This window comes from Actinomadura litoris, assembly GCF_009733595.1.
In the GTDB taxonomy this organism is placed as follows: domain Bacteria; phylum Actinomycetota; class Actinomycetes; order Streptosporangiales; family Streptosporangiaceae; genus Spirillospora; species Spirillospora litoris.
Genome location: NZ_WOFH01000010.1, coordinates 335,771 through 356,270, shown reverse-complemented (window position 1 = coordinate 356,270; position 20,500 = coordinate 335,771). Strand labels below are relative to the sequence as shown.

Below are 20,500 nucleotides of genomic sequence, written 5' to 3'. Positions count from 1 at the left end.
CGGCGCCGCTCGCGACCTCTTGCGTGCCTGGATTGAGGGGTCCACGTACCTGAGTTGCGAATGGCCGCGTCCCTTGGGCGGGGCGCGGCCATTCGGCTCGTTCGGGTTACGGGTTCGGGGTGGTGATGTGGGGGGCGACCTCGTCGGCGGCCGCCTGGCCGTAGGTGGCGGCGAAGCGGTCGACGAAGGACCCGCGGGCCAGGGTGTACTCCTGCGGGCCCGCGGCCTCCAGGGCGTGCGCGGCGATGGCGTTGCCGACCTGGGCGGCGCGCTCCAGGGGCAGGCCCCAGGCGGTGGCCGACAGGAAGCCGCCGCGGAACGCGTCGCCGACGCCGGTCGGGTCGACGACGGAGTCGACGTGGACGGGCGGGACGTGCACGCCCTCCTCGCCCTCGCGGTCGATGACGACGCCCTTGGCGCCGAGCGTGGTGACGCGGACGCCGACGCGGGAGAGGATCTCCTCGCTCGTCCAGCCGGTCTTCTCCTCGCTGAGGGCCTTCTCGTACTCGTTGGTGAACAGGTACGCGGCGCCGTCGACGAGGCGGCGGACGTCGGCGCCGTCCATGCGGGCGAGCTGCTGGGACGGGTCGGCCGCGAACGGGATCTCGCGGGTGCGGCACTCGTCGGTGTGGCGGAGCATCGCCTCGGGGTCGTTGGGGCTGACCACGACGAGGTCGAGGCCGCCGACGCGCTCGGCGACGGGGCGCAGCTCGATGGAGCGGGCCTCGCTCATCGCCCCGGCGTAGAAGGTGGCGATCTGGTTCTGGTCCTGGTCGGTGGTGCACAGGAACCGGGCGGTGTGGTGGATCTCGGACACGTGCACGGACGCGGTGTCCACGCCGTGCCGTTCGAGCCAGGAGCGGTAGTCGGCGAAGTCGGCGCCGACGGAGCCGACGAGGATCGACTCCTTGCCGAGGCTGCCCATCCCGAAGCAGATGTTGGCGGCGATGCCGCCCCGGCGGATCTCCAGCTCGTCCACCAGGAACGAGAGCGACACCTGGTCGAGCTGGTCCGGGAGGAGCTGGTCGGTGAACCGTCCGGGGAAGGTCATGAGATGGTCGGTCGCAATGGAGCCTGTCACGGCGATGCGCACGGGCGTCGCTCTCCTCGTCGTGGTCGTCCGGCTTGTCACCGGCTGTTTCAACCCGGAAAGACTACTTCCATCGGAGCATACGGAACGGCCCTTGTGCGGCCATCGAGGATGCCTGGACACGACCGGCGGATGCGGCGCGTCCCCGGAAACGCCGAGGGCGGCCCGGAATCACACCGGACCGCCCTTCGGGCTCATCGACGCGGGACCTAGTTGAAGCTGTCACCGCAGGCGCAGGAGCCGGACGCGTTGGGGTTGTCGATCGTGAAGCCCTGCTTCTCGATCGAGTCGACGAAGTCGATGGTGGCGCCGGTCAGGTAGGGGGCGCTCATCCGGTCGACGCGGACCGACAGGCCGCCGAAGTCCTGGATCTGGTCGCCGTCCATCTCCCGCTCGTCGAAGAACAGCTGGTAGATCAGGCCGGAGCAGCCACCCGGCTGCACGGCGACCCGCAGGGCGAGGTCGTCGCGGCCCTCCTGCTCCAGAAGGCCACGCGCCTTCACGGCGGCGGCGTCGGTGAGGACGACGCCCTGCTGCGTGGTCTCCTGCGTGGTCTCGCCTGAAACCGTCATGTGTTCAGCTCCCGGGTTCTCGCTGCGCCGCTGGTGCGGCGAACCGTCGCTTGTCTCCGAGGACGTCGTTCGACCTCTTCCCGTAGGACAACGTACCTCCCCGCAGGGCCATTCCGCGTATCGGCGGGGTTTAACTCCCGGGAGGGGTGCGGTCTACGTCACACCGCCGGATCTGCCCGGATGTGCAATCATTAGTCGTCAGAGCGACGATAAGTCCGTCGCAGGAGGGAGTCTTCCCCGTGACCACCCCAGTGCGTGATCTTCCGCTGCTGCTGCTCGGCCAGGGCGCCGACCCGGCCAGCGAGCGCGGCGTGGACTGTCCGGGCGAGCTGCCGCCCGCGTCCGACCCCCGGCTGGTCGAGCGGGCCGCCGCCGCGAAGGCCGCGCTCGGCGACCGGGTGTTCGTCCTCGGCCACCACTACCAGCGCGACGAGGTCATCCGGTTCGCGGACGTCACCGGCGACTCCTTCAAGCTGGCCCAGCAGGCGGCGGCGCGCCCCGAGGCGCCCTACGTGGTGTTCTGCGGCGTGCACTTCATGGCGGAGTCGGCGGACATCCTGACCGCGGCCCACCAGCGGGTGATCCTCCCCGACCTCGGCGCGGGCTGCTCGATGGCCGACATGGCCACCTTCGACCAGGTCGAGGAGTGCTGGGACGTCCTGGAGGACGCCGGGATCGCCGACGACGTGGTCCCGGTGACCTACATGAACTCCTCGGCCGACATCAAGGGCTTCGTCGGACGGCACGGCGGCGTCGTGTGCACCTCCTCCAACGCCAGGCGGGCCCTGGAGTGGGCCTACTCCAAGGGGAAGAAGGTGCTGTTCCTGCCCGACCAGCACCTCGGCCGCAACACCGCCGTCCTGGAGATGGGCTTCTCGCTGGACGACTGCGTCGTCTACAGCCCGCACCGCCGCGACGGCGGCCTCGACCACCGGCGGCTGCGGGACGCGAAGATGATCCTCTGGCGCGGCCACTGCTCGGTGCACGGCCGGTTCAGCAAGGAGTCGGTGGACGACGTGCGGGCCCGCGTCCCCGGCGTGAACGTGCTCGTCCACCCCGAGTGCCGGCACGAGGTCGTCACCGCCGCGGACCGGATCGGCTCGACCGAGTACATCATCAAGGCGATCGAGGCGGCCGAGCCCGGGTCGTCGTGGGCGGTCGGGACGGAGCTGAACCTCGTCCGGCGGCTGGCGAACGCCCACCCCGACAAGAACGTGATGTTCCTCGACAAGACCGTCTGCTACTGCTCGACGATGAACCGGATCGACCTGCCGCACCTGGTCATGTCGCTGGAGACGCTGGCGCGCGGCGAGGTCGAGAACGTCATCACGGTGGACGAGGAGACCGCGCACTACGCCCGCGTGGCCCTCGACCAGATGCTCGCCCTGCCGTAGCGGAGGTCAGAGGCCGGGGGCTCCCCAGACCGGGAACCACCGGCCGAGGTCGTCCTCGAAGGGGAGGTCCGCGCCGATCGCGCCGCGCACCTGGAGTTCGAGCGCGTTGTCGCGCTTGTCGCCGGGAAGCGGCGCGAACGGGTAGAACGTGCCGCGCTTGTAGAGGTAGACGAGCGCGAGCCGCCGCCCGTCGGGGCCGGCGAACCCGGCGAGCGAGCACAGCAGGTGCGGGCCGAACCCGCCGCCCTCCAGCGTCGCGTTGACCGCGTGCAGGTCGGTGACCAGCGCGGGGAGCTCCTCCGGCGGATGCTCGGCGAGCAGCCAGGTGTACCCGTAGCCGTCGGTGCTGATCTCGACCTTCGGGCCCTCGTCGGCGTCGAGCAGTTCCTGGACGTCCTGCTGGAGCCGCGCGAACGCGCCGCCCTCGGCCGCGCGGAAGCACACCGAGCCGAGCCCGGTGGGCCGGAAGCCGGCGGCGGCCTCCAGCGTGATCGCGGCGGTGGACAGCCCGAACAGCCGGTCGAGGTCGGGCTTGACCGGCTTGGACCGGCCGAGCAGCGTGTCCAGGAATCCCATCAGGCTCCCCTGCTGAGCTGGTCGGAGATCGACGACAGCTGGGCGAGGCGGCGGTCGAGCGTCGGGTGGGTGGAGAACAGCGAGGAGACGCTGAAGCCCTTGCCGAACGCCGGGGTGAAGAAGAAGGCGTTGAACGCCTGCGCGGAGCGCAGGTCGTTGGTCGGGATCCGGGCGATCTCACCGGTGACCTTCGTCAGCGCGCTCGCCAGCGCGGACGGGCGGCCGGTCAGCAGCGCGGCGGCCCGGTCGGCCGACAGCTCCCGGTAGCGCGACAGCGCCCGGGTGAGCAGGAAGCTGACCGCGTACGCGACGGCGCTGACGGCGATCACGGCGAGCAGGATCAGGCCGGTGTTCTGGTCGCCGTCGCGGCGGTTGAAGCCGCCCCACAGGCCCCACTCCAGCCCGAACCGCGTGATCAGGCCCGCGCAGATGCCGAGGAACGAGGCGATCGTCATGACCGCGACGTCCTTGTGCGCGATGTGCGCCATCTCGTGCGCGAGGACGCCCTCCAGCTCGACCGGGTCGAGGCGGCGCATCAGGCCGGTCGTGACGCACACGACGGCCTTCTTCTGGTTGCGGCCGGTGGCGAACGCGTTCGGGACGTCGGTGTCGGTGATCGCGACGCGCGGCTTCGGCGCGTCCGACATCGCGCAGATCCGGTCGATGACGCCGTGCAGTTCGGGCGCCTCCTCCGGGGAGACCTCCCGCCCGTGCATGGCGAACATCGTCAGCTTGTCGGAGAAGAAGTACTGGACGAGGAGGAAGACCAGGGCGACGCCCAGCGCGATCATGCCGATGCTCGGTGAGATCACGAAGAACGCCGTGACGAAGACGACGTAGACCAGCCCCAGCAGGAACATGGTCACGAGCATGCGCGACGTGAGCCCCCGATCGGAGGCGTACCGCGTCCGGGCCATTTCTGATCTCCCCCGTTCTCCCGATTCACCTGTAGCAACGTCCGAGAGCCGGGTTTCGTGCCGGATCAGTCCGGAATGAGCCCCTCGTCACCCAGCATCGACCGGACCTCGTCGATGTGCGCGTCCGCCGGGGGGAGGATCAGCTCCGAGGGCGCGAGGCTGTCGGCCGGCAGCGGCTGGCCCACCTTGCGGACGTTCTCCAGCAGGGCGTGCAGCGCGGCGCGGAACGCCGTCTCGTCGTCGGCCTCGATCGCCTTCTCCAGCTCGGCGTCGAGGGTGTTGAGCGCCGAGAGGTCGGCGGCCGCCACGTCCAGCTGGCCCTCGCCCATCAGGCGGACGATCACTGGGCACCCCCGGGCTTCTGCGGCCACGGGGCCTGCTGCGGGGTGTCCTGGGCCTGCTGCTGCGCCTGCGCGGCCGAGGAGCCCTGGTTCAGCTCCTTGGGCGCGGGGCCCTGGCCCAGCTCGGCCTTGAGACGTTCCAGTTCGAGGTCGACGCCGGGCCCGGAGCCCATCCGGTCGAGCTCGGCCTGGATGTCGTCCTTGGGACCGGAGAAGTCCTCCAGGGCGCCGGAGGCGAGGAGTTCGTCGATGGCGCCCGCGCGGGCCTTCATCGTCTCGGTCTTCTCCTCGGCGCGCTGGATCGCCAGACCCACGTCGCCCATCTCCTCGGAGATGCCGGAGAACGCCTCGTTGATCTTCGTCTGAGCCTCGGCGGCCGTGTAGGTCGCCTTGATCGTCTCCTTGCGGGTGCGGAAGGAGTCGACCTTGGCCTGGAGCCGCTGGGAGGCGAGCGTGAGCTTCTCCTCCTCGCCCTGCAACTGCTGGTACTGGGCGCGCAGGTCGCCGAGCTGGCCGTCGAGCCCGGCGCGGCGGGTGAGGGCCTCGCGGGCGAGGTCCTCGCGGCCCACCTGGAGGGCCTTCTTGCCCTGGTCGGTCAGCTTGTTCTGCTGACCTTCCAACTGGTTGATCTGCAGCTCAAGACGCTTGCGCGAGGTGGCGACGTCGGCGACACCCCGACGGACCTTCTGCAGCATCTCAAGCTGGCGCTGGTAGGAGTAGTCGAGCGTCTCGCGAGGATCCTCCATGCGGTCCAGGGCCTTGTTCGCCTTGGACTTGAAGATCATCGACATTCGCTTCATCACGCTCATCGCGCGGCGCCGGTCCCTTCGTGCTGTCGCCTCAGTCGCAAACTGGGCTCAATGACCACTGCTGGGGTTCTTATCACCCTACGCGTTAACGTCCCAGCCTTGCGAGATGTTGCCGTCAGAGCGTCGCAGTCCCCCCATGATCGCATGGGTACCCTTCCCCGGTTCGCGGACTCGATGCTCACGAATCTCGGACGCGCGCCGCCCGGTGTCCAGTTCCCTGTCCGGTTCCGGCGGTACGGCGGGTGACGGGTCAACTCCCCTCCCGCGGCCTCGGGACGCCCCACCGCGCGTCCTCCTCCCGCGCCCGCAGGAACCGGTCCACGACCTGCGCCGCGTGCGCGACGTCTCCCCCGCAGGGGAAGAGGAAGCCGCCCCTCCCCTTCGCGGCCTCGTGGAACCCCCACCCGCCCTTGGGCACGGCCAGCACGTTCAGAGTCGTCACGACGCCCTCGCCGTGGATCCGCAGGAGCGGCTGCCCCACCCGCGCGATCTCGGGACGGTCCGTCCGCACGCACCGCCACCCGAGCTCCTCCAGGACGGGCGCCAGCTCGTCCAGGTACCGGATGACGGTCTCCCGGTGCTGCTCCGTCCGCCACCGCAAATAACGGGACCGGAGCCTGCGCCGCACCTCGTATCCGGTCAGCGAAGTTCGACCCATGCGACCTTCCCTCCTTCGTTCGGCGGACGCACGCCCCGCGCCCGAACCGTCCCCCCGCCACGATCAGCGCCGGGCCGCGCTCCGGTGTCGCCGTGTCGAACCGCTGAGGACCGCCGAGGCGCGGGAGCCCCGGTCCTTCTTGGGCCGGGGCTCCCGCGTCTGGCGTCGTGGCGGGTGGGGGCCGGTAGGCTGATCCCCGTGTTCAAGCGTCGTAGCCCAGAAGCGCCGGAGAGCCCTCCGGAGGTCGTGAAGCCCGGAGGCAAGGGCCGTCCCACGCCCAAGCGCAGCGAGGCCGAGAAGCGCCGCCGCCAGCCGATCACGGCGCCTTCCACGCGCAAGGAGGCCTACAAGCGGGCCAGGGAGCGGCAGGCCGGCGAGCGGGTCAAGGCCAAGCAGGGCATGGCCAAGGGCGACGACAAGTACCTGCTCAAGCGCGACAAGGGGCCGGTGCGCAAGCTCGCCCGCAACTACGTGGACGCGCGCCGCACGTTCGGCTCGTACCTGATGTACGCGTTGTTCGCGGTCGTGATCCTCAGCCTGATGCCGATCCCCGCCGCGCGGCTGATGGGGCTGTTCGCGCCGCCGGTGGTGCTGCTGGTCGTCCTGGCGGAGGGCGTGTTCCTCAGCCGCGGGGTGAAGAAGCTGGCCTCGGAGCGGTATCCGGACGACGACCAGCGCGGCGTGGGCCTCTACGCGGCGATGCGCGCGATGCAGATCCGCAGGCTGCGGATGCCCGCCCCGGCGGTGAAGCTCGGCGAGAAGGACCGGGTCTGACCCCGGGGTCGCGATCACCGGCCGGATAGGGTTCCGGACATGGAGTTCCGATACCTCGGCCGGAGCGGTCTGAAGATCAGCGAGATCGCGTACGGCAACTGGCTCACCCACGGCTCCCAGGTCGAGGAGGACGCGGCGCACGCCTGTGTGCGCGCCGCCCTCGACGAGGGGATCACGACCTTCGACACCGCGGACGTCTACGCCGGGACGCGCGCCGAGGAGGTTCTCGGCCGCGCGCTCAAGGGCCAGCGCCGCGAGGGGCTGGAGATCTTCACGAAGGTCTTCTGGCCGACCGGGCCGGGCCCGAACGACCGCGGGCTGTCGCGCAAGCACATCATGGAGGGCATCGACGGCTCCCTGCGCCGCCTCGGCACCGACTACGTCGACCTCTACCAGGCGCACCGGTTCGACCACGAGACGCCGCTGGAGGAGACCCTCCGCGCGTTCGACGACCTCGTCCGGCGCGGCAAGGTCCTCTACGTCGGCGTGTCGGAGTGGCGCGCCGAGGAGATCGAGCGGGCCCTGAAGATCGCGGACGAGATGGGCTTCGACCGCCTGGTGTCCAACCAGCCGCAGTACTCGATGCTGTGGCGGGTGATCGAGGAGGAGGTCGTCCCGCTGTCGGAGCGCGAGGGCCTCGGCCAGGTCGTGTGGTCGCCGATCGCGCAGGGCGTGCTGACCGGCAAGTACCGCCCCGGGCAGCCGCTCCCGGCGGGCTCGCGCGCCACCGACGACAAGGGCGGCGCCAACATGATCAGCCGCTTCCTCGACGACGAGCTGCTGACCCGCGTGCAGAACCTGCGCCCGATCGCGGACGAGCTGGGCCTGTCGATGGCGCAGCTCGCGATCGCGTGGACGCTCCAGAACGCGAACGTGTCGGCGGCGATCGTCGGGGCGTCGCGCCCGGAGCAGGTGAGCGACAACGTGAAGGCCGCCGGGGTCAAGCTGGAGGCCGACGTGCTGCGGCGGATCGACGACGTGCTCGGCGACGCGGTGTTCCGCGACGCGTCCCACACCGTCAGCCCGCCCACCCGGCCGTGAGCGAGGGGCCGCGGGGCCCGGTGCCCCGCGGCCCTCGGCCGGTTCACTCGGGGTCGAGCAGGCTCATCCCGTAGACGACGTCCTCGCCGTCCAGCAGCGTCACCTTGTCGACCTCGTCGGCGCGCAGGCCGCGCCAGTTCTCACCCAGCCAGCTCTCCGCGTCCGCCTGGGTGGAGAACGTCTCCTCCGATACCCCGGCCGGGCGGCCGTCGGCCTTTTCCAAACGCCAGTTCCACGCCATGGCGACCTCCCTCGTCGGCCCGAACACTAGTCGCCTCGGCGTGTCGTGTCCGGTCAGGACGCGGCCTCACTCGTCCGGCGGCCTCACCGGCGCAGGGCGTAGGCGCGGATGGTGCTCTGCTCGACGGTGCCGCCCGCCGCGTCGACGGCGGTGGCGGAGAGGGAGACGTACTCGGCGTCCGCGGGGTGGCGGAGGTCGATGGCCCAGCCGTCCCCGGCGGGCCGGGTGGCGGCGTCCCGCCACGTCCGGCCGTCGTCGTAGGAGACGCGGACGCGGAGCCGCTTCACTCTGGGCGCCCCGGCCCCGGGCGGGGTCTGCACCTTGGCGCCGACGCGGTGTGCGGCACCGGCGAGGGCGCGGCTGTGGCCGTCGAGTCCCGCGTCGTAGCGCACGGCCATGAGCGGGGGCGCGGCCTCGGTGCCGGTGTTCGCCGAGGTGAAGGTCCAGGCCGCGTCGGTGCGGGTGCCCAGCGGCGACCACGGGACGTTCCGCTCGGCGGTGGTCTCCAACCTGTAGCGCCCGCCTCCGCCGGGGAGCGTGAAGGTGCCGAAACCGGCGTCCTGGCTCGTGCCGATCGGCCGTCCGTCCAGCTTCAGGGTCGTGCTGCCGGTGATGTGCCCGTCCTCCCAGGGGGCGTCCCGCGGCCCGACGTGGTTGGGGACGCCGTCGGAGAACAGGGACATGTTGACGTCCAGCTGGTCTTGGCGGCGGACGACGGCGGGGGTGAGGTCGCCGCCGTTCCAGTACGCCAGCGCGGGGGTGAGCGGGGCGGTGTTCCATCGCCGGGTGTACTCACCGGCGCTCGGGTAGCGCTCCCCGCTCTGGGTCGCCTCCAGGTTCTGGAAGGCGCAGTCGTCGCCGTCCATCAGCAGGTCGTCGCTCCACCGGACGCCCGGGGTGGTGTGGACGGTGTGCTCCCCCGGCGCCGTGCCCGCCAGCAGGCCGTGCGAGACGATGACGGGCAGGTCGGGCAGGTCGGGCCCGGTCCAGGTCGAGACGCAGGCGGCGCGGCCGGGCGCGGGGTAGCCCGTGCGGACCGCGGCCAGGTCGGAGCGGTGGACCCGGAACACCGGCTCGTCGGGGATGCGGCCCTTCGAGGTGGTGAGCACGGAGTACTGGTACCGGCCCTCGCCCGTGCCGCCGGGCGTCCAGGTGGTGAAGACGTGGAGCGACACGCCGACCGCCGGGGAGATGTACAGCCCGTTCTCCAGCGGGAGGCGGTAGGCGTGCCGCTCCCCCCTGGTCGTCATCGGGACGAGCACGTCGCCCAGGAACATCTTCGGGCCCGGGTCGTCCAGGCTCACCTCGACCTTCCTGGTGGTGCGGGCGTCCAGCAGGACGCCGGTGTCGCCGGCGACCGTCACCGACGGCCGGATCACCAGGGCGGCGGCGTCGGGGCGGCCGGGCTCCCGCGTGCGGATCCAGGTGCCCACCCGGTACGTGCCCGGCGGCACCTCGACCTGCCCCGATCCCCCGGTGAACGTGCCGTGCACCTGTTCGCCGGTCGAAGGGTCGAAGACCCCGAAACTCTCGGCGTCGCCGTCGGCGGGCGCCTCACCGGCGCGGTCGAGGACCGACACCGTGAGCCGGTGGAGCGGGCCGGCCGCCCGCCGCCGGGGGGCGCGGGACGGCGACGCGGGCCTCGGTTCGATCATCCGTGGACCGTCCCGGAGCGCCGTCTCCTCCATCGTGCCTCCGACGGCCTGGCGGGGCGTACGGTTCGCGACGGGCGTGGACCGCGCGGCGGGGTCCGACGGGGGCGCGCCGACGCCGGACGCGACGACGACCGCGACGACGACCGCGACGGCGCTCCCGAACAGGATCGGCAGGCCGCGGGTGGACGTGTCCATCTGGGCTCCTCTGTGTCGATCATCATCACGGGGTCTATGTCCGCGGCCGCCGTCCGGGTTCCCGGGGGCGCGCGGAACCCCCGGCTCGTCCGCGGACACAGAAGGGCATGAGATACGTGTCGACCGACCCGGACCCGACCGACGCCGAGATGTGGCGGCGGGCCGTCGAGGGCGAGGCCGAGGCGTTCGGGGTGCTGTTCGACCGGCACTCCCGCGCCGTCTACAACCACTGCTTCCGCCGCGCCGGCGACTGGTCGGCGGCGGAGGAGCTGACCTCGGTCGTGTTCCTTGAGGCGTGGCGCCGCCGCGCCGAGGTGCGGCTGGACGGCGACTCGGCCCTGCCCTGGCTGCTCGGCGTGGCCGCCAACGTCGCGCGCAACCGCGACCGCGCGCGGCGCCGGCACCGCGACGCGCTGGCCCGCCTCCCCGAGCGCCCGGACGCCTCCGACCACGCCGACGACGTGGCGGAGCGGCTGGACGCCGAACGGGCGATGGCGCGGCTCCTGCGCCTGGTGAGGCGGCTCTCCCCCGACGACCAGGACGTCCTCGCCCTGTGCGCGGCGGACGGGCTCAGCTACGCCCAGGCGGCCGTCGCCCTGGGGGTGCCGGTGGGGACCGTGCGGTCGCGCCTGTCCAGGGCGAAGTCGCGGCTGCGGGAGCTGGCGGCGAACGAGCCCCACGCGAACGGTGAACGCCACTCGGCGCTCCAGTCGACCCAGGAGGAACTGTGAACGAGTACTCGCCGCCTCGCGAGCGCGACCTGGACCCGGCGGCCGGTGCCGTACGGAGGCGGCACCTCGTCGAGGAGATCTCGCGGCCCGCCGGACGGCGCCGGATCGCCCGGCGCGGGCCCTGGATCGCGGGCGGGGTCGCCGCCCTCGTCCTGGCGGGCGGCGGCGTCGCCGTCGCCGGGGGCCTGCTGGACGACGGAGTGGAGCAGTCCCTGGCCACCGGCTGCTACGCGCGCGCGGACCTGCAAGCCGACACGACCGCCATCGGGACCGGCACCCTCGACCCGGTCGGCGAGTGCGCCGGACTGTGGCGGGAGGGCGTCGTGCGAGAGGGCACACGCACGGCGCCGCCGCTCGTGGCCTGCGGCATGGACAAGGCGGTCGGGGTCTTCCCCGGCGACTCCGGGGTCTGCCGGAAGCTCGGACTGCGTCCGTGGCGCCCGCTCGCGGGCGCCGAGAGGACCCGGGCCCAGGCGCTCGCCAGGCTCCGGAAGGAGCTCGTGGCCAGGTTCAGCGCCCGCTGTGTCTCCGAGCGGAGGTCGATCGCGCTCGCCGAGGGGCGGCTCGCCGCCAACGGCCTGCCGGGATGGCGCGTGGTGACCGCCGAGTTCGGCCGCGTGCACGGACGGGACGGGCGCTGCGCCTCCTTCGGCGACATCGACCCGGGGACCCGGACCATCACCCTGACGGGGGTACCGGCCGAATGAAGCCGGGCGGGCCCGCGGCCCGTGTTTCCAGGCCACCGTAGTATTCGCGGCGTCATGGACATTCAGCTTCTCGACCTCGCGGGTCCCGGCGGCTGGCCCGCGGCCGGGTGCGGGTGCGCGTCCTGCGGCCGGCTGCGCACCGCCGGGGTCTCGCACGGGCCGACGCGGGTCCTCATCGACGGCGTGCCGCTGGAGGATTGCGCCCGCGTCCCCGTGGCCGGGGGCCACGACGTCACCGGGCCGTCCGGTGGGCGTGCGCTGGTCTCGTCCGGGCCCGGGGCCGATCCCGAGCCGGGTGCGGGGGTGGTGTACGACGCCGTCCTGCTGGATCTGGTGGGGTCACCCGAGCATCTGGGACGGCTGCGCACGGCTGGGGCCGTCACGTCCGGGACCGAGGTTGTGGCCGTGCACGTCGACCACCGGATCCGTTCGGTCGAGGAGTTGGAGCGGCGGACGGCGTTCTGGCGGCGTCCGGCGGGCGGGCCCCACCGGACGCTGCTGCTGGGCGGCGCGCGGTCGGGGAAGTCGGCGGAGGCGGAGCTGCGGCTGGCCGCGTGCCCGGACGTGACCTACGTGGCGACCGGCGTGGTCCGCGCGGACGACCCGGAGTGGACGGCGCGCGTCGAGGCGCACAGGCGGCGGCGCCCGGAGTGGTGGCGGACGGTCGAGACCTCCGATCTCGGCGGCGTGCTCGGGGAGGCCGAGGGGGCGGTGCTGGTGGACGGCGTCGGCTCCTGGCTGGCGGCCGTGTTCGACGAGGAAGGGGCGTGGGACGACCCGGACCGCGTCCGGCCGCGTCTGGACGGCCTCGTCGACGCCTGGCGGCGCACGAGGGCCCGCGTCGTGGCGGTGAGCGACGAGGTCGGCCTGTCGGTGGTGCCCGCGACCCGGTCGGGACGGGCGTTCCGGGACGCGCTCGGGCACCTCAACCAGCGGCTCGCCGCCGAGTCCGAGGAGGCCGCGCTGGTCGTGGCGGGCCGCGTCACGGAGCTGGCGTGATCGCGGGGCTGCGGCTGGCCGTCACGCTCCTGACCGTCGTGCCGCTGCCGGCGGGGAGCGTCGACCGGGGCACCGCGCGGGCCGCGATGCTGACCGCGCCCGCCGTGGGGCTGGTCACCGGCGGCGCCGCGGCGCTGGTGCTCGTCGCGGGCGACGCGGCGGGGCTGTCGCCGCTGCTGCGCGCCGCGCTCGCGGTGGCGGCGACGGCGGTGCTCACGCGGGCGCTGCACCTGGACGGGCTCGCCGACCTGGCCGACGGGCTCGGCAGCGGCCGCCCGGCGGCGGAGGCGCTCGCGATCATGAAGCGGTCCGACATCGGGCCGTTCGGCGTGGTGACGCTGCTCCTGACCCTGCTCGTCCAGGTCGCGGCGCTCGCGTCCGCGCCGCATGGCGCCGTGGCCGCGGTCATCGGGGCCGTGACCGGGCGTGCGGCGCTGCCCTGGGCGTGCCGGGACGCCGTTCCGGCGGCGCGGCCGGGCGGGCTGGGCTCGCTGGTCGCGGGCACCGTCCCGACACGGAACGCGCTGCTGGTCACCGGGCTCGTCGTCGTGGGCGCGGCCGCCGCCGGGGCGGCCGCGAGCGGGCCCGGCGGCGCGCCGCGCGCCGCCGCCGCCGTCCTGGTCGGGCTGGCGGCGGCGGCGCTGATGCTGCGGCACGCCGTCCGGCGGCTGGGCGGGGTCACCGGCGACGTCCTCGGCGCGCTGGTCGAGATCGCCGGGACCGCCGCCCTGGTCACGCTGGCGCCGTGACCGCCCGGCGGGCGTAGGCGCGGACGTCGGCGTCCGGGTCGGTGCGGGCGCGGTCCAGCGCGGCGGCCACCTCCGGGGTCGCGGGGACGGCGGACAGCGCGATCACGGCGGCCTTGCGGACGTCGAGGTGCGGGTCGTCCAGCGCCTTGATCAGCGGCCCCGCGGCGACCTCCGGGTCGGCGGCGGCCAGGCCCCGCGCGGCGCCCGTCCTGACCTGCCAGGCGGGGTCGTGCAGGGCGCCGACGGCGGCGGCGGAGAGCGGCGGCGGGCAGCCGATCCCGGCGAGCGCCTCCAGCGCCGCCGCCCTGACCAGGTCGTCGCGGTCGCCGAGCAGCGCGCCCAGGGCGCCCGCCGCGGAGGCGGCGCCGATCGTGCCGAGGCCGTGCGCGACCGCGACCCGCACCTCGCGGGACGCGTCGCCGGAGGCCGCCGCCACCCGGTCGGAGGCGTCGTGGGCGACCAGGCCCCGCACGGCCTGGAGGCGGACGCGGTGGTCGGGGTCCCCGAGCGCGTCGCCGAACACCTCGGGCGAGCCGAGCCGCAGCGCGCGCAGGACGTCCAGGACGGCCGCCCGGACCTGCGCGTCCTCGCTCCCCAGCGCACCGGACAGCGCGTCCCGCACCTCGGGGGTCGCGGGCAGCACCTCGACCAGCTCGCGCAGCGCGGTCGCGGCGGCGCGCCGGACCGACCCGTGCCCGTCCCCGAGCGCGGACGCGAGGGCCCCCGCGACGCCGTCCGGCGCGACCTCGGTGAGGGTGGCGACGGCGGCGCGGCGGACCTTCGGGTCCGGGTCCTCCAGGTAGGGGGTGATCTCCTCGACGGGCGGCTCGGTCTCGGCGAGCCGCTGGAGCTCCAGCAGGTGCGGGGACCGGCCGATCGCGGTCGCCTGCCGCGTCGTGGCCGTGCCCGGAACCGGAGTGTGCGCGGCCGAGCGCGGCGCCTCCGGGGTCAGGACGACGACGGGCGTGTCCTCGGGCGGGACGGTGAACTCCTCCACCGGCACCAGGTAGGGCGCGACGGGACGCTTGAGGAACTCCATCGTCCCGTCGTCGCGGCGCCGCAGGTCGAGGTGGTACATCCAGGACGCGTCGTCGCGCTCGGGCAGGTCGGCGCGGTCGTGGTAGAGGCCCCAGCGGCTCTCGGTGCGGGCCAGCGACGAGCGGGCCGCCATCTCCGCGCAGTCCCGGATGAACGTCACCTCCGCGCAGCGCATCAGCTCGTGCGGGGTCGTCGCGCCCATCTCGGCGATCTCCCCCTCCATCCGGGTGAAGGTCTCGACCGCGATGTCGAGCTTGGCCTGCGTCTTCGGCGGCGCGACGTAGTCGTTGACGAACCGGCGGAGCTTGTACTCGACCTGCGGCTGGGGCGGGCCGTCCGGGTGGCGCAGCGGGCGGTAGATCAGCTCGTGCGCCGCCGCGATCTGGTCCTCCGGCAGCGCGGCGAGGCCCTCGCCGTAGGTGCAGTAGGCGGAGGCGTGCGCGCCCGCCAGGTCACCGAACACGAACGCGCCGATCATGTAGTTGTGCGGGACGCAGGCCAGGTCGCCCGCCGCGTACAGGCCGGGGACCGTGGTGCGGGCGTTCTCGTCCACCCGGACTCCCGAGGCCGAGTGGCCGCCGCACAGCCCGATCTCGGAGATGTGCATCTCCACGTCGTGCGTCCGGTAGTCGTGGCCGCGTCCGGAGTGGAACGTGCCGCGCGTCGGCCGCTCGGTGGTGTGCAGGATGCTCTCCAGCGCCGACAGCGTCTCGTCCGGCAGGTGGGTGAGCTTGAGGTAGATGGGCCCGCGCGCGGAGTCGATCTCGCGCTTGACCTCCGCCATCATCTGCCCCGACCAGTAGTCGCAGTCGACGAACCGGGTGCCCTCGGCGTTCACCTGGTAGCCGCCGAACGGGTTGGCGACGTAGGCGCAGGCGGGCCCGTTGTAGTCCTTGATGAGCGGGTTGATCTGGAAGCACTCGATGCCGCTCAGCTCCGCGCCCGCGTGGTAGGCCATCGCGTAGCCGTCACCGGCGTTGGTGGGGTTCTCGTAGGTCCCGTAGAGGTAGCCGGACGCGGGGAGCCCGAGCCGCCCGGCCGCCCCGGTCGCGAGGATGACGGCGTTCGCCGACACCGTGACGAACTCGCCGGTGCGGGTGTCGAAGCCCACCGCCCCGACGGCCCGCCCGCCGGAGGTGAGGACGCGCACCGGCATGACGCGGTTCTCGATCCGCACCTTCTCCCGGATCGAGCGCTGCCGCAGCACCCGGTACAGCACCTTCTTGACGTCCTTGCCCTCCGGCATCGGCAGCACGTAGGAACCTGACCGGTGGACGCGCCGCACCGCGTACTCGCCGTGCTCGTCCTTCTCGAACTTCACGCCGTAGCGCTCCAGGCGCTTCACCATCGCGAACCCGCGCGTCGCCGTCTGGTGGACGGTCCGCTGGTCGACGATGCCGTCGTTGGCGCGGGTGATCTCGGCGACGTAGTCCTCGGGGGTGGCCTTGCCGGGGATGACCGCGTTGTTCACGCCGTCCATGCCCATCGCGAGGGCGCCCGAGTGCCGGACGTGCGCCTTCTCCAGCAGCAGCACCGACGACCCGTGCTCGGCGGCGGTGATCGCCGCCATCGTCCCGGCGGTGCCGCCGCCGACGACCAGCACGTCGCAGCTCAGCTCGCGCCGCCGCCCCACGGGCGGGATCTCCATCGGCACGGAGTTCTCCATCGGCACGGATGGGGTCTCCATCAGACGGCCTCCCTCTCCTCGACGCGCGTTTCCGGCCGCGCGTCCTGAACGACTTCGGGTGCGGCGCCGAGCGCCGCGAGCAGCAGGTCGCGGGACGCGGGGACGGGGAACTCGGCCGCCACGCCGGCCGCGCCGAGCACCACGATCCGGTGCCCGAGCAGCAGCGCCTCGTCCACGTCGTGGGTGACGAACACGACGGTGGCGGGCGCGTCGGCGAGGACGTCCAGCAGCAGGCGCTGCATGCTCGCGCGGGTCTGCGCGTCCAGGGCGCCGAACGGCTCGTCCATGAGGATCGCGCGCGGACCGGCCGCGAGCGTGCGGGCGAGCTGGACGCGCTGGCGCATCCCGCCCGACAGCTCGCGCGGCAGCCGGTCGGCGGCGTCGCCGAGCCCGACCCGTTCGAGCCAGCGGGCCGCCGTCGCGCGGCGCTCCCCGCGCCGGACGCCGCGCAGCGCCAGCGCCAGCTCGACGTTGCGGCGCGCCGTGCGCCAGGGCAGCAGCGCGTCGTCCTGGAAGACGAGCGCGCGGTCGGCGGAGGTGCCGGTGACGGGCTCGCCGCCCGCGACGAGGCGTCCGGACGCGGCGGGCAGCAGCCCCGCGAACGCCCGCAGCAGCGTCGACTTGCCGCATCCCGACGGCCCGAGCACGACGAGGATCTCCCCCGCCGCGACCGCCAGGTTCAGCCCCGACACGACGGGCCGCCCGGCGTAGCCGAGCGTCACCCCCTCGGCCCGCAGGGACAGCGCCCCGTTCCCGCCCATCAGCGTTCCTCCCTCGGCAGCCAGCGGGTCAGCCTGCGGCCGGCCACCTCCACGGCGGCGGAGGTGAGCCAGCCGAGCAGCCCGATGGTGGCCATCCCGACGAGCACGCCGGGGTAGTCGACGATCGTGTACGCCTGCCAGGTGCGGTAGCCGACGCCGAAGTCGCCGGAGATCATCTCGGCGGAGATCACGCAGATCCACGCCACGCCCATCCCGATCGACAGGCCCCCGAACACCCCCGGCAGCACCCCGGGCAGGACGACGCGGAGCAGCACCCGCCGCCGGCCCGCGCCGAGCGTCCGCACCGCGTCCTCCCAGACGACCGGGAGCGCCTTCACCGCGTGCCGGGTGCTGACCAGGACGGGGAAGAACGCGGCGGCGAACGTGATGAAGACGATCCCCTGCTCGTTCGCCGGGAACAGCAGGATCGCCACGGGCACCAGCGCGATCGCGGGGATCGGCCGCGCCACCTCGAACAGCGGCTGGAGCAGGTCGCCCGCCCAGCGCGACCGGGCGGTCGCGACGCCGAGGACGACGCCGAGCACGGCCGCCAGCGCGAACCCGGTGAGGATCCGGACGAGGCTCTGCGCGATGTCCTGCCAGAACTGGGCCTCCTCGACCTGGCGCCCGAACTCGCGCAGCACGTCCATCGGGCCGGGGAAGCGGTCGAAGCGCACCCAGAACCGGACGTTCGCGGCGGTGAGGATCTGCCAGGCCAGCAGCGCGGTCGCGAGCGACGCCGCCCGCACCGGCCACCGCAGGAGCCCGCTCACCCGCGCCCCGCCCGCGCGCCCCGCGCCGGTGCGCGTCACGTCCGTGCGCGTCGCGTCGGCGCGTGTCGCGTCGGCGCGCGGTCCCCTCGCCCGTGTCGCGGTCATGCGCGCTTCACCGCCTCGTCGTAGGCCACGACCCTGGCGCCGCCGTGCGCGGACACGTACTTCTGCGCGCCCTCCTGGGTGGCGAACGGCTTGAACCGCTTGGCGGCCCCGGCCGACGGGTCCTCGACCCAGACGTCCTTGTCGGCGAACCAGCGCGTCCCGGAGGCGGTGTCGGGGATGTAGGCGGCGCGGATCTGCTTGCCCTGGCCTTGCAGCGCCTTCACGTTCCGCAGCAGGCAGACGGGGTCGGCGACGGGACGCGTCCGCGGCTCGCCCTTCACCCACACCTCGCCCGCCGTGGCGGCGTCGCCCACCTTCGTCTTGCAGACCTCGTCCGTGCCGGTGATCGCGGCGGGGTTGGCGGTGGAGGCGGCCTGCCCGTCGTAGGACGGGCCGACGACCTTCCTGATGTAGGAGTCGTTGACGAAGGGGTCCACCTGGAGCGGCGTCTGGATGACCCCGATCGACTTCAGGAACGGGACGTCCTGGACGAACGCGTCCCGCAGCGGCTTCTTCACGGTCGGGTCGAACGTCGCCACCCCGCCCGCGCCGTTGTAGAGGTAGACGGTCTCCACCGGCAGCCCCGTGGCCGACGCCACCGACTCCGCCGCCTCCAGGGGGTGGGCGTGCAGGTAGTTGGTCGCGTCGATCTGCGCTTGCAGGAACGCCCGCAGGATCTTCTCGTTGTCCTTGGCGTACTGCTTGCGGACGACCACGCCGTGGAACGTCGGCACGCCCAGCTGGCCGCCGTCGTAGAGCAGCCTGGCCTCGCCCCGGTTCACCAGCAGCCCGGGCCAGGCCACGAACTGCGCGAACGCCGCCGCGTGCCCCGACTGGAGCGCCGACGCGCCGACCGTGGGCTGCTGGTTCTCGACCTTGACGTCCTTGGACGGGTCGAGCCCGTACCGGCGCGCCGCCTGGACGAACGTCCCGTGCCCGGCGGACCCGACGCTCGCCGACACCGTCTTGCCCTTCAGGTCGCGCAGCGTCTTCGCCTTGGAGTCGTTCGCGACGACCACGCCGTTCAGCGACCCGCGCAGGTTGTAGCCGGTCACCGACACCCACTCGGTGGCGGCGTCGCCGCCCTGCGCCTGCGAGCGCGAGCCGTTGATCAGCAGCGGGTAGTCGCCCATCGAGCCGATGTCGATCTTCCCGGCGAGCATCTGCGCGGTGATCGGCGCGCCCGTGTCGTAGTCGCGCCACACGACGGAGTGCTTGTCCCCGCCGAGCTCCTTGAGGCGCTTCTCGAAGTAGCCCTGCGAGCGCAGCAGCGTGCCCGCGGTGACCGTGTTGATGGTCTTGGACTGGTAACCCACGACGATCTCGCCCGAGCCGCCCCCGCCCGAGGCGTTCCCCGCCACGGTGCAGCCGGCCAGCAGTGGAACCAGGGCGGCACCGGCCGCCAGCACTCTCTTCATCGGATATGTCCCTCAGCGCAGCAGATATGGCATGTTCACGGTCACGGCCCCGGTCGGACATCTGTCGGCGCACGGGCCGCAGTACCAGCACTCGTCCACGTGCATGTACGCCTTGCCGGTCTCGGGGTGGACGGCCAGCGCGTCCAGGGGGCAGACGTCGATGCACAGCGTGCAGCCGTCGATGCAGAGCGCCTCGTCCACGGTCACGGGGACGTCGGCACGGTTCGCCACGAGGGACATGGGCTTCTCCAGGGGTCTGCGGGCATGCGGAGGACACCGCGCGGCGCCGCGCGGCAGCGGTGCGGGAAGGGTGCGGGAAGGGGTGGGGTCAGGAGCGGTGCATGGAGCCGCTCATCGTGATGCGGTCGCCGCGGAACCGGATGAACTCCAGGTCGACCGGGCGGCCGTCCGCGAGGTGGGTGAGGCGCTCGACCATGAGCAGGGCGGTGCCGCGCGGGGCGTCGAGGGTCGCGGCGGAGTGCGGATCGGCGTTGACCGCCTCCAGCGTGACCTCGGCCCGGCCGAGCGGCTGCCCGGCGATCCGTTCGAGCAGGACGAAGATGTCGTTGTGCGCCAGGTCCTCGCCGAGCAGCGGCTCGCCGAGGTCGCGGGCGAGGTAGGTCAGGTCGAGCGAGAGCGGCAGCCCGTTCAGCCGCCGGATCCGCTCGACGTAGACGACGGGCTCGCCCTCGGGCAGCCGCAGCCGCGACGAGATCTCCCGGGACGGCGCGATCAGCCCGGTCGTGCGGACCTCGTTGGTCACCTCCCCGTGCTCGCGCAGCGTCTCGGCCAGCCCGAGCAGCCGCTCCAGCCCGTGCGGGTACTTCTCGGCGACCGCGAGCGTGCCGACCCCCGGACAGCGCTCGACCAGGCCCTCGGCGCGCAGCAGGTCCAGCGCGTCCCGGACGGCGTTGCGGGACGTGCCGAACTCCCGGACGAGATCGGCCTCGGCGGGCAGCGCGCCGCTGCGGAACTCCCCGTACAGCACCTGGCGGCGCAGCACGTCGGCCACCTGCCGCGCCCGGTCGGCGCGCAGCCGCCGCGCGTCCGACAACGTCAGCGCCCCGGCCGCCTCGGCCCTGATCACGGCGTCTCTCCTGGTCACGCAGCTAAACCTACTAAAACAATCGGAATAGGTGAATAGAGGTTCCGCTACGCCACCCCGACACGCCGGGGAACCCCTTCTGACCTGCGGTTCGTCCCGTGACCAGCGGCGTTCCGCCACCCCGCCGCCGCCCCCGCGCACCCCCCGCACGCCCCCGGCCGCCG

The 20,500-nt window shown here is 73.3% G+C and carries 22 protein-coding genes; 7 read left to right on the top strand and 15 right to left on the bottom strand.

Annotated features, from left to right (window positions below):
• Positions 1–106: 106 nt before the first annotated feature.
• Together GNZ18_RS27570 and GNZ18_RS27565 are read right to left on the bottom strand one after the other, a co-directional pair.
• Positions 107–1,093, bottom strand: coding sequence for a carbohydrate kinase family protein (locus GNZ18_RS27570; protein ID WP_312874780.1), 987 nt, complete (start codon positions 1,091–1,093; stop codon positions 107–109).
• 206 nt (positions 1,094–1,299) lie between these two features.
• Positions 1,300–1,662: a HesB/IscA family protein gene (locus GNZ18_RS27565; protein WP_156219431.1), complete on the bottom strand. Its 363-nt coding sequence runs from the start codon at positions 1,660–1,662 to the stop codon at positions 1,300–1,302.
• Positions 1,663–1,901: 239 nt separating this feature from the next.
• On the opposite strand from GNZ18_RS27565, the gene nadA reads away from it, so the two are divergent.
• Positions 1,902–3,056, top strand: a complete 1,155-nt coding sequence (gene nadA / locus GNZ18_RS27560; RefSeq protein ID WP_312874779.1) for a quinolinate synthase NadA — start codon at positions 1,902–1,904, stop codon at positions 3,054–3,056.
• Between the two features lie 6 nt (positions 3,057–3,062).
• Here the strand turns inward: nadA and pspAB are convergent, their stop codons facing one another.
• The 5 genes from pspAB to GNZ18_RS42550 form a co-directional block, all read right to left on the bottom strand.
• Positions 3,063–3,632, bottom strand: a complete 570-nt coding sequence (gene pspAB / locus GNZ18_RS27555; RefSeq protein ID WP_156219430.1) for a PspA-associated protein PspAB — start codon at positions 3,630–3,632, stop codon at positions 3,063–3,065.
• Positions 3,632–4,549, bottom strand: coding sequence for a zinc metalloprotease HtpX (gene htpX, locus GNZ18_RS27550; RefSeq protein ID WP_156219429.1), 918 nt, complete (start codon positions 4,547–4,549; stop codon positions 3,632–3,634). The genes pspAB and htpX overlap by 1 nt, the downstream gene beginning before the upstream one ends.
• Positions 4,550–4,614: 65 nt before the next feature.
• Positions 4,615–4,893 carry a PspA-associated protein PspAA gene (gene pspAA / locus GNZ18_RS27545; RefSeq protein WP_214617722.1) on the bottom strand — a complete coding sequence of 93 codons (279 nt, stop codon included), beginning with the start codon at positions 4,891–4,893 and terminating at the stop codon, positions 4,615–4,617.
• Positions 4,890–5,699 (bottom strand): PspA/IM30 family protein, encoded by an 810-nt coding sequence (locus GNZ18_RS27540; RefSeq protein ID WP_214617721.1) that lies wholly within the window; start codon positions 5,697–5,699, stop codon positions 4,890–4,892. The genes pspAA and GNZ18_RS27540 overlap by 4 nt, the downstream gene beginning before the upstream one ends.
• A gap of 250 nt (positions 5,700–5,949) precedes the next feature.
• Complete coding sequence (locus tag GNZ18_RS42550) at positions 5,950–6,357, bottom strand: hypothetical protein (protein WP_246250471.1); 408 nt, start codon at positions 6,355–6,357, stop codon at positions 5,950–5,952.
• Between the two features lie 198 nt (positions 6,358–6,555).
• Here GNZ18_RS42550 and GNZ18_RS42545 point away from each other — a divergent pair, with 198 nt between their 5' ends.
• A complete protein-coding gene (locus GNZ18_RS42545; RefSeq protein ID WP_308166032.1) occupies positions 6,556–7,131 on the top strand; it encodes a DUF3043 domain-containing protein in 576 nt (191 codons plus the stop codon).
• A 39-nt stretch (positions 7,132–7,170) separates the two neighbouring features.
• A complete protein-coding gene (locus GNZ18_RS27530) occupies positions 7,171–8,172 on the top strand; it encodes an aldo/keto reductase family protein (RefSeq protein ID WP_156219426.1) in 1,002 nt (333 codons plus the stop codon).
• 43 nt (positions 8,173–8,215) lie between these two features.
• Here GNZ18_RS27530 and GNZ18_RS27525 read toward each other — a convergent pair whose 3' ends face one another.
• A complete protein-coding gene (locus tag GNZ18_RS27525) occupies positions 8,216–8,413 on the bottom strand; it encodes a hypothetical protein (protein WP_156219425.1) in 198 nt (65 codons plus the stop codon).
• An 83-nt stretch (positions 8,414–8,496) separates the two neighbouring features.
• Positions 8,497–10,263 carry a hypothetical protein gene (locus GNZ18_RS27520; RefSeq protein WP_156219424.1) on the bottom strand — a complete coding sequence of 589 codons (1,767 nt, stop codon included), beginning with the start codon at positions 10,261–10,263 and terminating at the stop codon, positions 8,497–8,499.
• Between the two features lie 107 nt (positions 10,264–10,370).
• On the opposite strand from GNZ18_RS27520, the gene GNZ18_RS27515 reads away from it, so the two are divergent.
• Genes GNZ18_RS27515 through GNZ18_RS27500 form a run of 4 tightly spaced genes read left to right on the top strand, consistent with a single transcriptional unit; the run spans position 10,371 to position 13,449 of the window.
• Entirely contained in the window at positions 10,371–10,994 is a 624-nt protein-coding gene (locus tag GNZ18_RS27515; protein WP_156219423.1) for an RNA polymerase sigma factor, read from the top strand.
• The gene (locus GNZ18_RS27510; RefSeq protein ID WP_156219422.1) at positions 10,991–11,701 is read left to right on the top strand and encodes a hypothetical protein; all 711 of its coding nucleotides are present in this window, start codon (positions 10,991–10,993) and stop codon (positions 11,699–11,701) included. Before GNZ18_RS27515 ends, GNZ18_RS27510 begins: the two co-directional genes overlap by 4 nt.
• Before the next feature lie 54 nt (positions 11,702–11,755).
• On the top strand, positions 11,756–12,700 hold the full coding sequence (locus GNZ18_RS27505) for a bifunctional adenosylcobinamide kinase/adenosylcobinamide-phosphate guanylyltransferase (protein WP_156219421.1): 945 nt from the start codon (positions 11,756–11,758) through the stop codon (positions 12,698–12,700).
• Complete coding sequence (locus tag GNZ18_RS27500; protein ID WP_312874778.1) at positions 12,697–13,449, top strand: adenosylcobinamide-GDP ribazoletransferase; 753 nt, start codon at positions 12,697–12,699, stop codon at positions 13,447–13,449. Before GNZ18_RS27505 ends, GNZ18_RS27500 begins: the two co-directional genes overlap by 4 nt.
• Here GNZ18_RS27500 and GNZ18_RS27495 read toward each other — a convergent pair.
• From GNZ18_RS27495 to GNZ18_RS27470, 6 genes are all read right to left on the bottom strand, one after another.
• Entirely contained in the window at positions 13,433–16,174 is a 2,742-nt protein-coding gene (locus tag GNZ18_RS27495) for a fumarate reductase/succinate dehydrogenase flavoprotein subunit (protein WP_246250469.1), read from the bottom strand. The two genes, GNZ18_RS27500 and GNZ18_RS27495, sit on opposite strands and share 17 nt — an antisense overlap.
• Positions 16,174–16,935 carry an ABC transporter ATP-binding protein gene (locus tag GNZ18_RS27490; RefSeq protein WP_156219420.1) on the bottom strand — a complete coding sequence of 254 codons (762 nt, stop codon included), beginning with the start codon at positions 16,933–16,935 and terminating at the stop codon, positions 16,174–16,176. Before GNZ18_RS27490 ends, GNZ18_RS27495 begins: the two co-directional genes overlap by 1 nt.
• Entirely contained in the window at positions 16,935–17,813 is an 879-nt protein-coding gene (locus tag GNZ18_RS27485) for an ABC transporter permease (RefSeq protein WP_156219419.1), read from the bottom strand. The genes GNZ18_RS27490 and GNZ18_RS27485 overlap by 1 nt, the downstream gene beginning before the upstream one ends.
• Positions 17,810–19,231 carry an ABC transporter substrate-binding protein gene (locus GNZ18_RS27480; RefSeq protein WP_156219418.1) on the bottom strand — a complete coding sequence of 474 codons (1,422 nt, stop codon included), beginning with the start codon at positions 19,229–19,231 and terminating at the stop codon, positions 17,810–17,812. Before GNZ18_RS27480 ends, GNZ18_RS27485 begins: the two co-directional genes overlap by 4 nt.
• Positions 19,232–19,243: 12 nt before the next feature.
• Positions 19,244–19,471, bottom strand: a complete 228-nt coding sequence (locus tag GNZ18_RS27475) for a 4Fe-4S dicluster domain-containing protein (protein WP_156219417.1) — start codon at positions 19,469–19,471, stop codon at positions 19,244–19,246.
• A gap of 88 nt (positions 19,472–19,559) precedes the next feature.
• A complete protein-coding gene (locus GNZ18_RS27470; protein WP_308166030.1) occupies positions 19,560–20,336 on the bottom strand; it encodes a GntR family transcriptional regulator in 777 nt (258 codons plus the stop codon).
• Between the last annotated feature and the right edge of the window lie 164 nt (positions 20,337–20,500).

What these genes read in the sequence shown, in the direction of transcription:
- GNZ18_RS27515 (WP_156219423.1), top strand. Translation starts at nt 10,371, where the DNA reads ATGAGATACGTGTCGACCGACCCGGACCCGACCGACGCCGAGATGTGG.
- GNZ18_RS27520 (WP_156219424.1), bottom strand. Translation starts at nt 10,263, where the DNA reads ATGGACACGTCCACCCGCGGCCTGCCGATCCTGTTCGGGAGCGCCGTC.
- GNZ18_RS27565 (WP_156219431.1), bottom strand. Translation starts at nt 1,662, where the DNA reads ATGACGGTTTCAGGCGAGACCACGCAGGAGACCACGCAGCAGGGCGTC.
- GNZ18_RS27485 (WP_156219419.1), bottom strand. Translation starts at nt 17,813, where the DNA reads ATGACCGCGACACGGGCGAGGGGACCGCGCGCCGACGCGACACGCGCC.
- GNZ18_RS42550 (WP_246250471.1), bottom strand. Translation starts at nt 6,357, where the DNA reads ATGGGTCGAACTTCGCTGACCGGATACGAGGTGCGGCGCAGGCTCCGG.
- GNZ18_RS27495 (WP_246250469.1), bottom strand. Translation starts at nt 16,174, where the DNA reads ATGGAGACCCCATCCGTGCCGATGGAGAACTCCGTGCCGATGGAGATC.
- GNZ18_RS27505 (WP_156219421.1), top strand. Translation starts at nt 11,756, where the DNA reads ATGGACATTCAGCTTCTCGACCTCGCGGGTCCCGGCGGCTGGCCCGCG.
- GNZ18_RS27480 (WP_156219418.1), bottom strand. Translation starts at nt 19,231, where the DNA reads ATGAAGAGAGTGCTGGCGGCCGGTGCCGCCCTGGTTCCACTGCTGGCC.
- htpX (WP_156219429.1), bottom strand. Translation starts at nt 4,549, where the DNA reads ATGGCCCGGACGCGGTACGCCTCCGATCGGGGGCTCACGTCGCGCATG.
- GNZ18_RS27475 (WP_156219417.1), bottom strand. Translation starts at nt 19,471, where the DNA reads ATGTCCCTCGTGGCGAACCGTGCCGACGTCCCCGTGACCGTGGACGAG.
- GNZ18_RS27530 (WP_156219426.1), top strand. Translation starts at nt 7,171, where the DNA reads ATGGAGTTCCGATACCTCGGCCGGAGCGGTCTGAAGATCAGCGAGATC.
- GNZ18_RS27540 (WP_214617721.1), bottom strand. Translation starts at nt 5,699, where the DNA reads ATGAGCGTGATGAAGCGAATGTCGATGATCTTCAAGTCCAAGGCGAAC.
- GNZ18_RS27490 (WP_156219420.1), bottom strand. Translation starts at nt 16,935, where the DNA reads ATGGGCGGGAACGGGGCGCTGTCCCTGCGGGCCGAGGGGGTGACGCTC.
- pspAB (WP_156219430.1), bottom strand. Translation starts at nt 3,632, where the DNA reads ATGGGATTCCTGGACACGCTGCTCGGCCGGTCCAAGCCGGTCAAGCCC.
- GNZ18_RS27525 (WP_156219425.1), bottom strand. Translation starts at nt 8,413, where the DNA reads ATGGCGTGGAACTGGCGTTTGGAAAAGGCCGACGGCCGCCCGGCCGGG.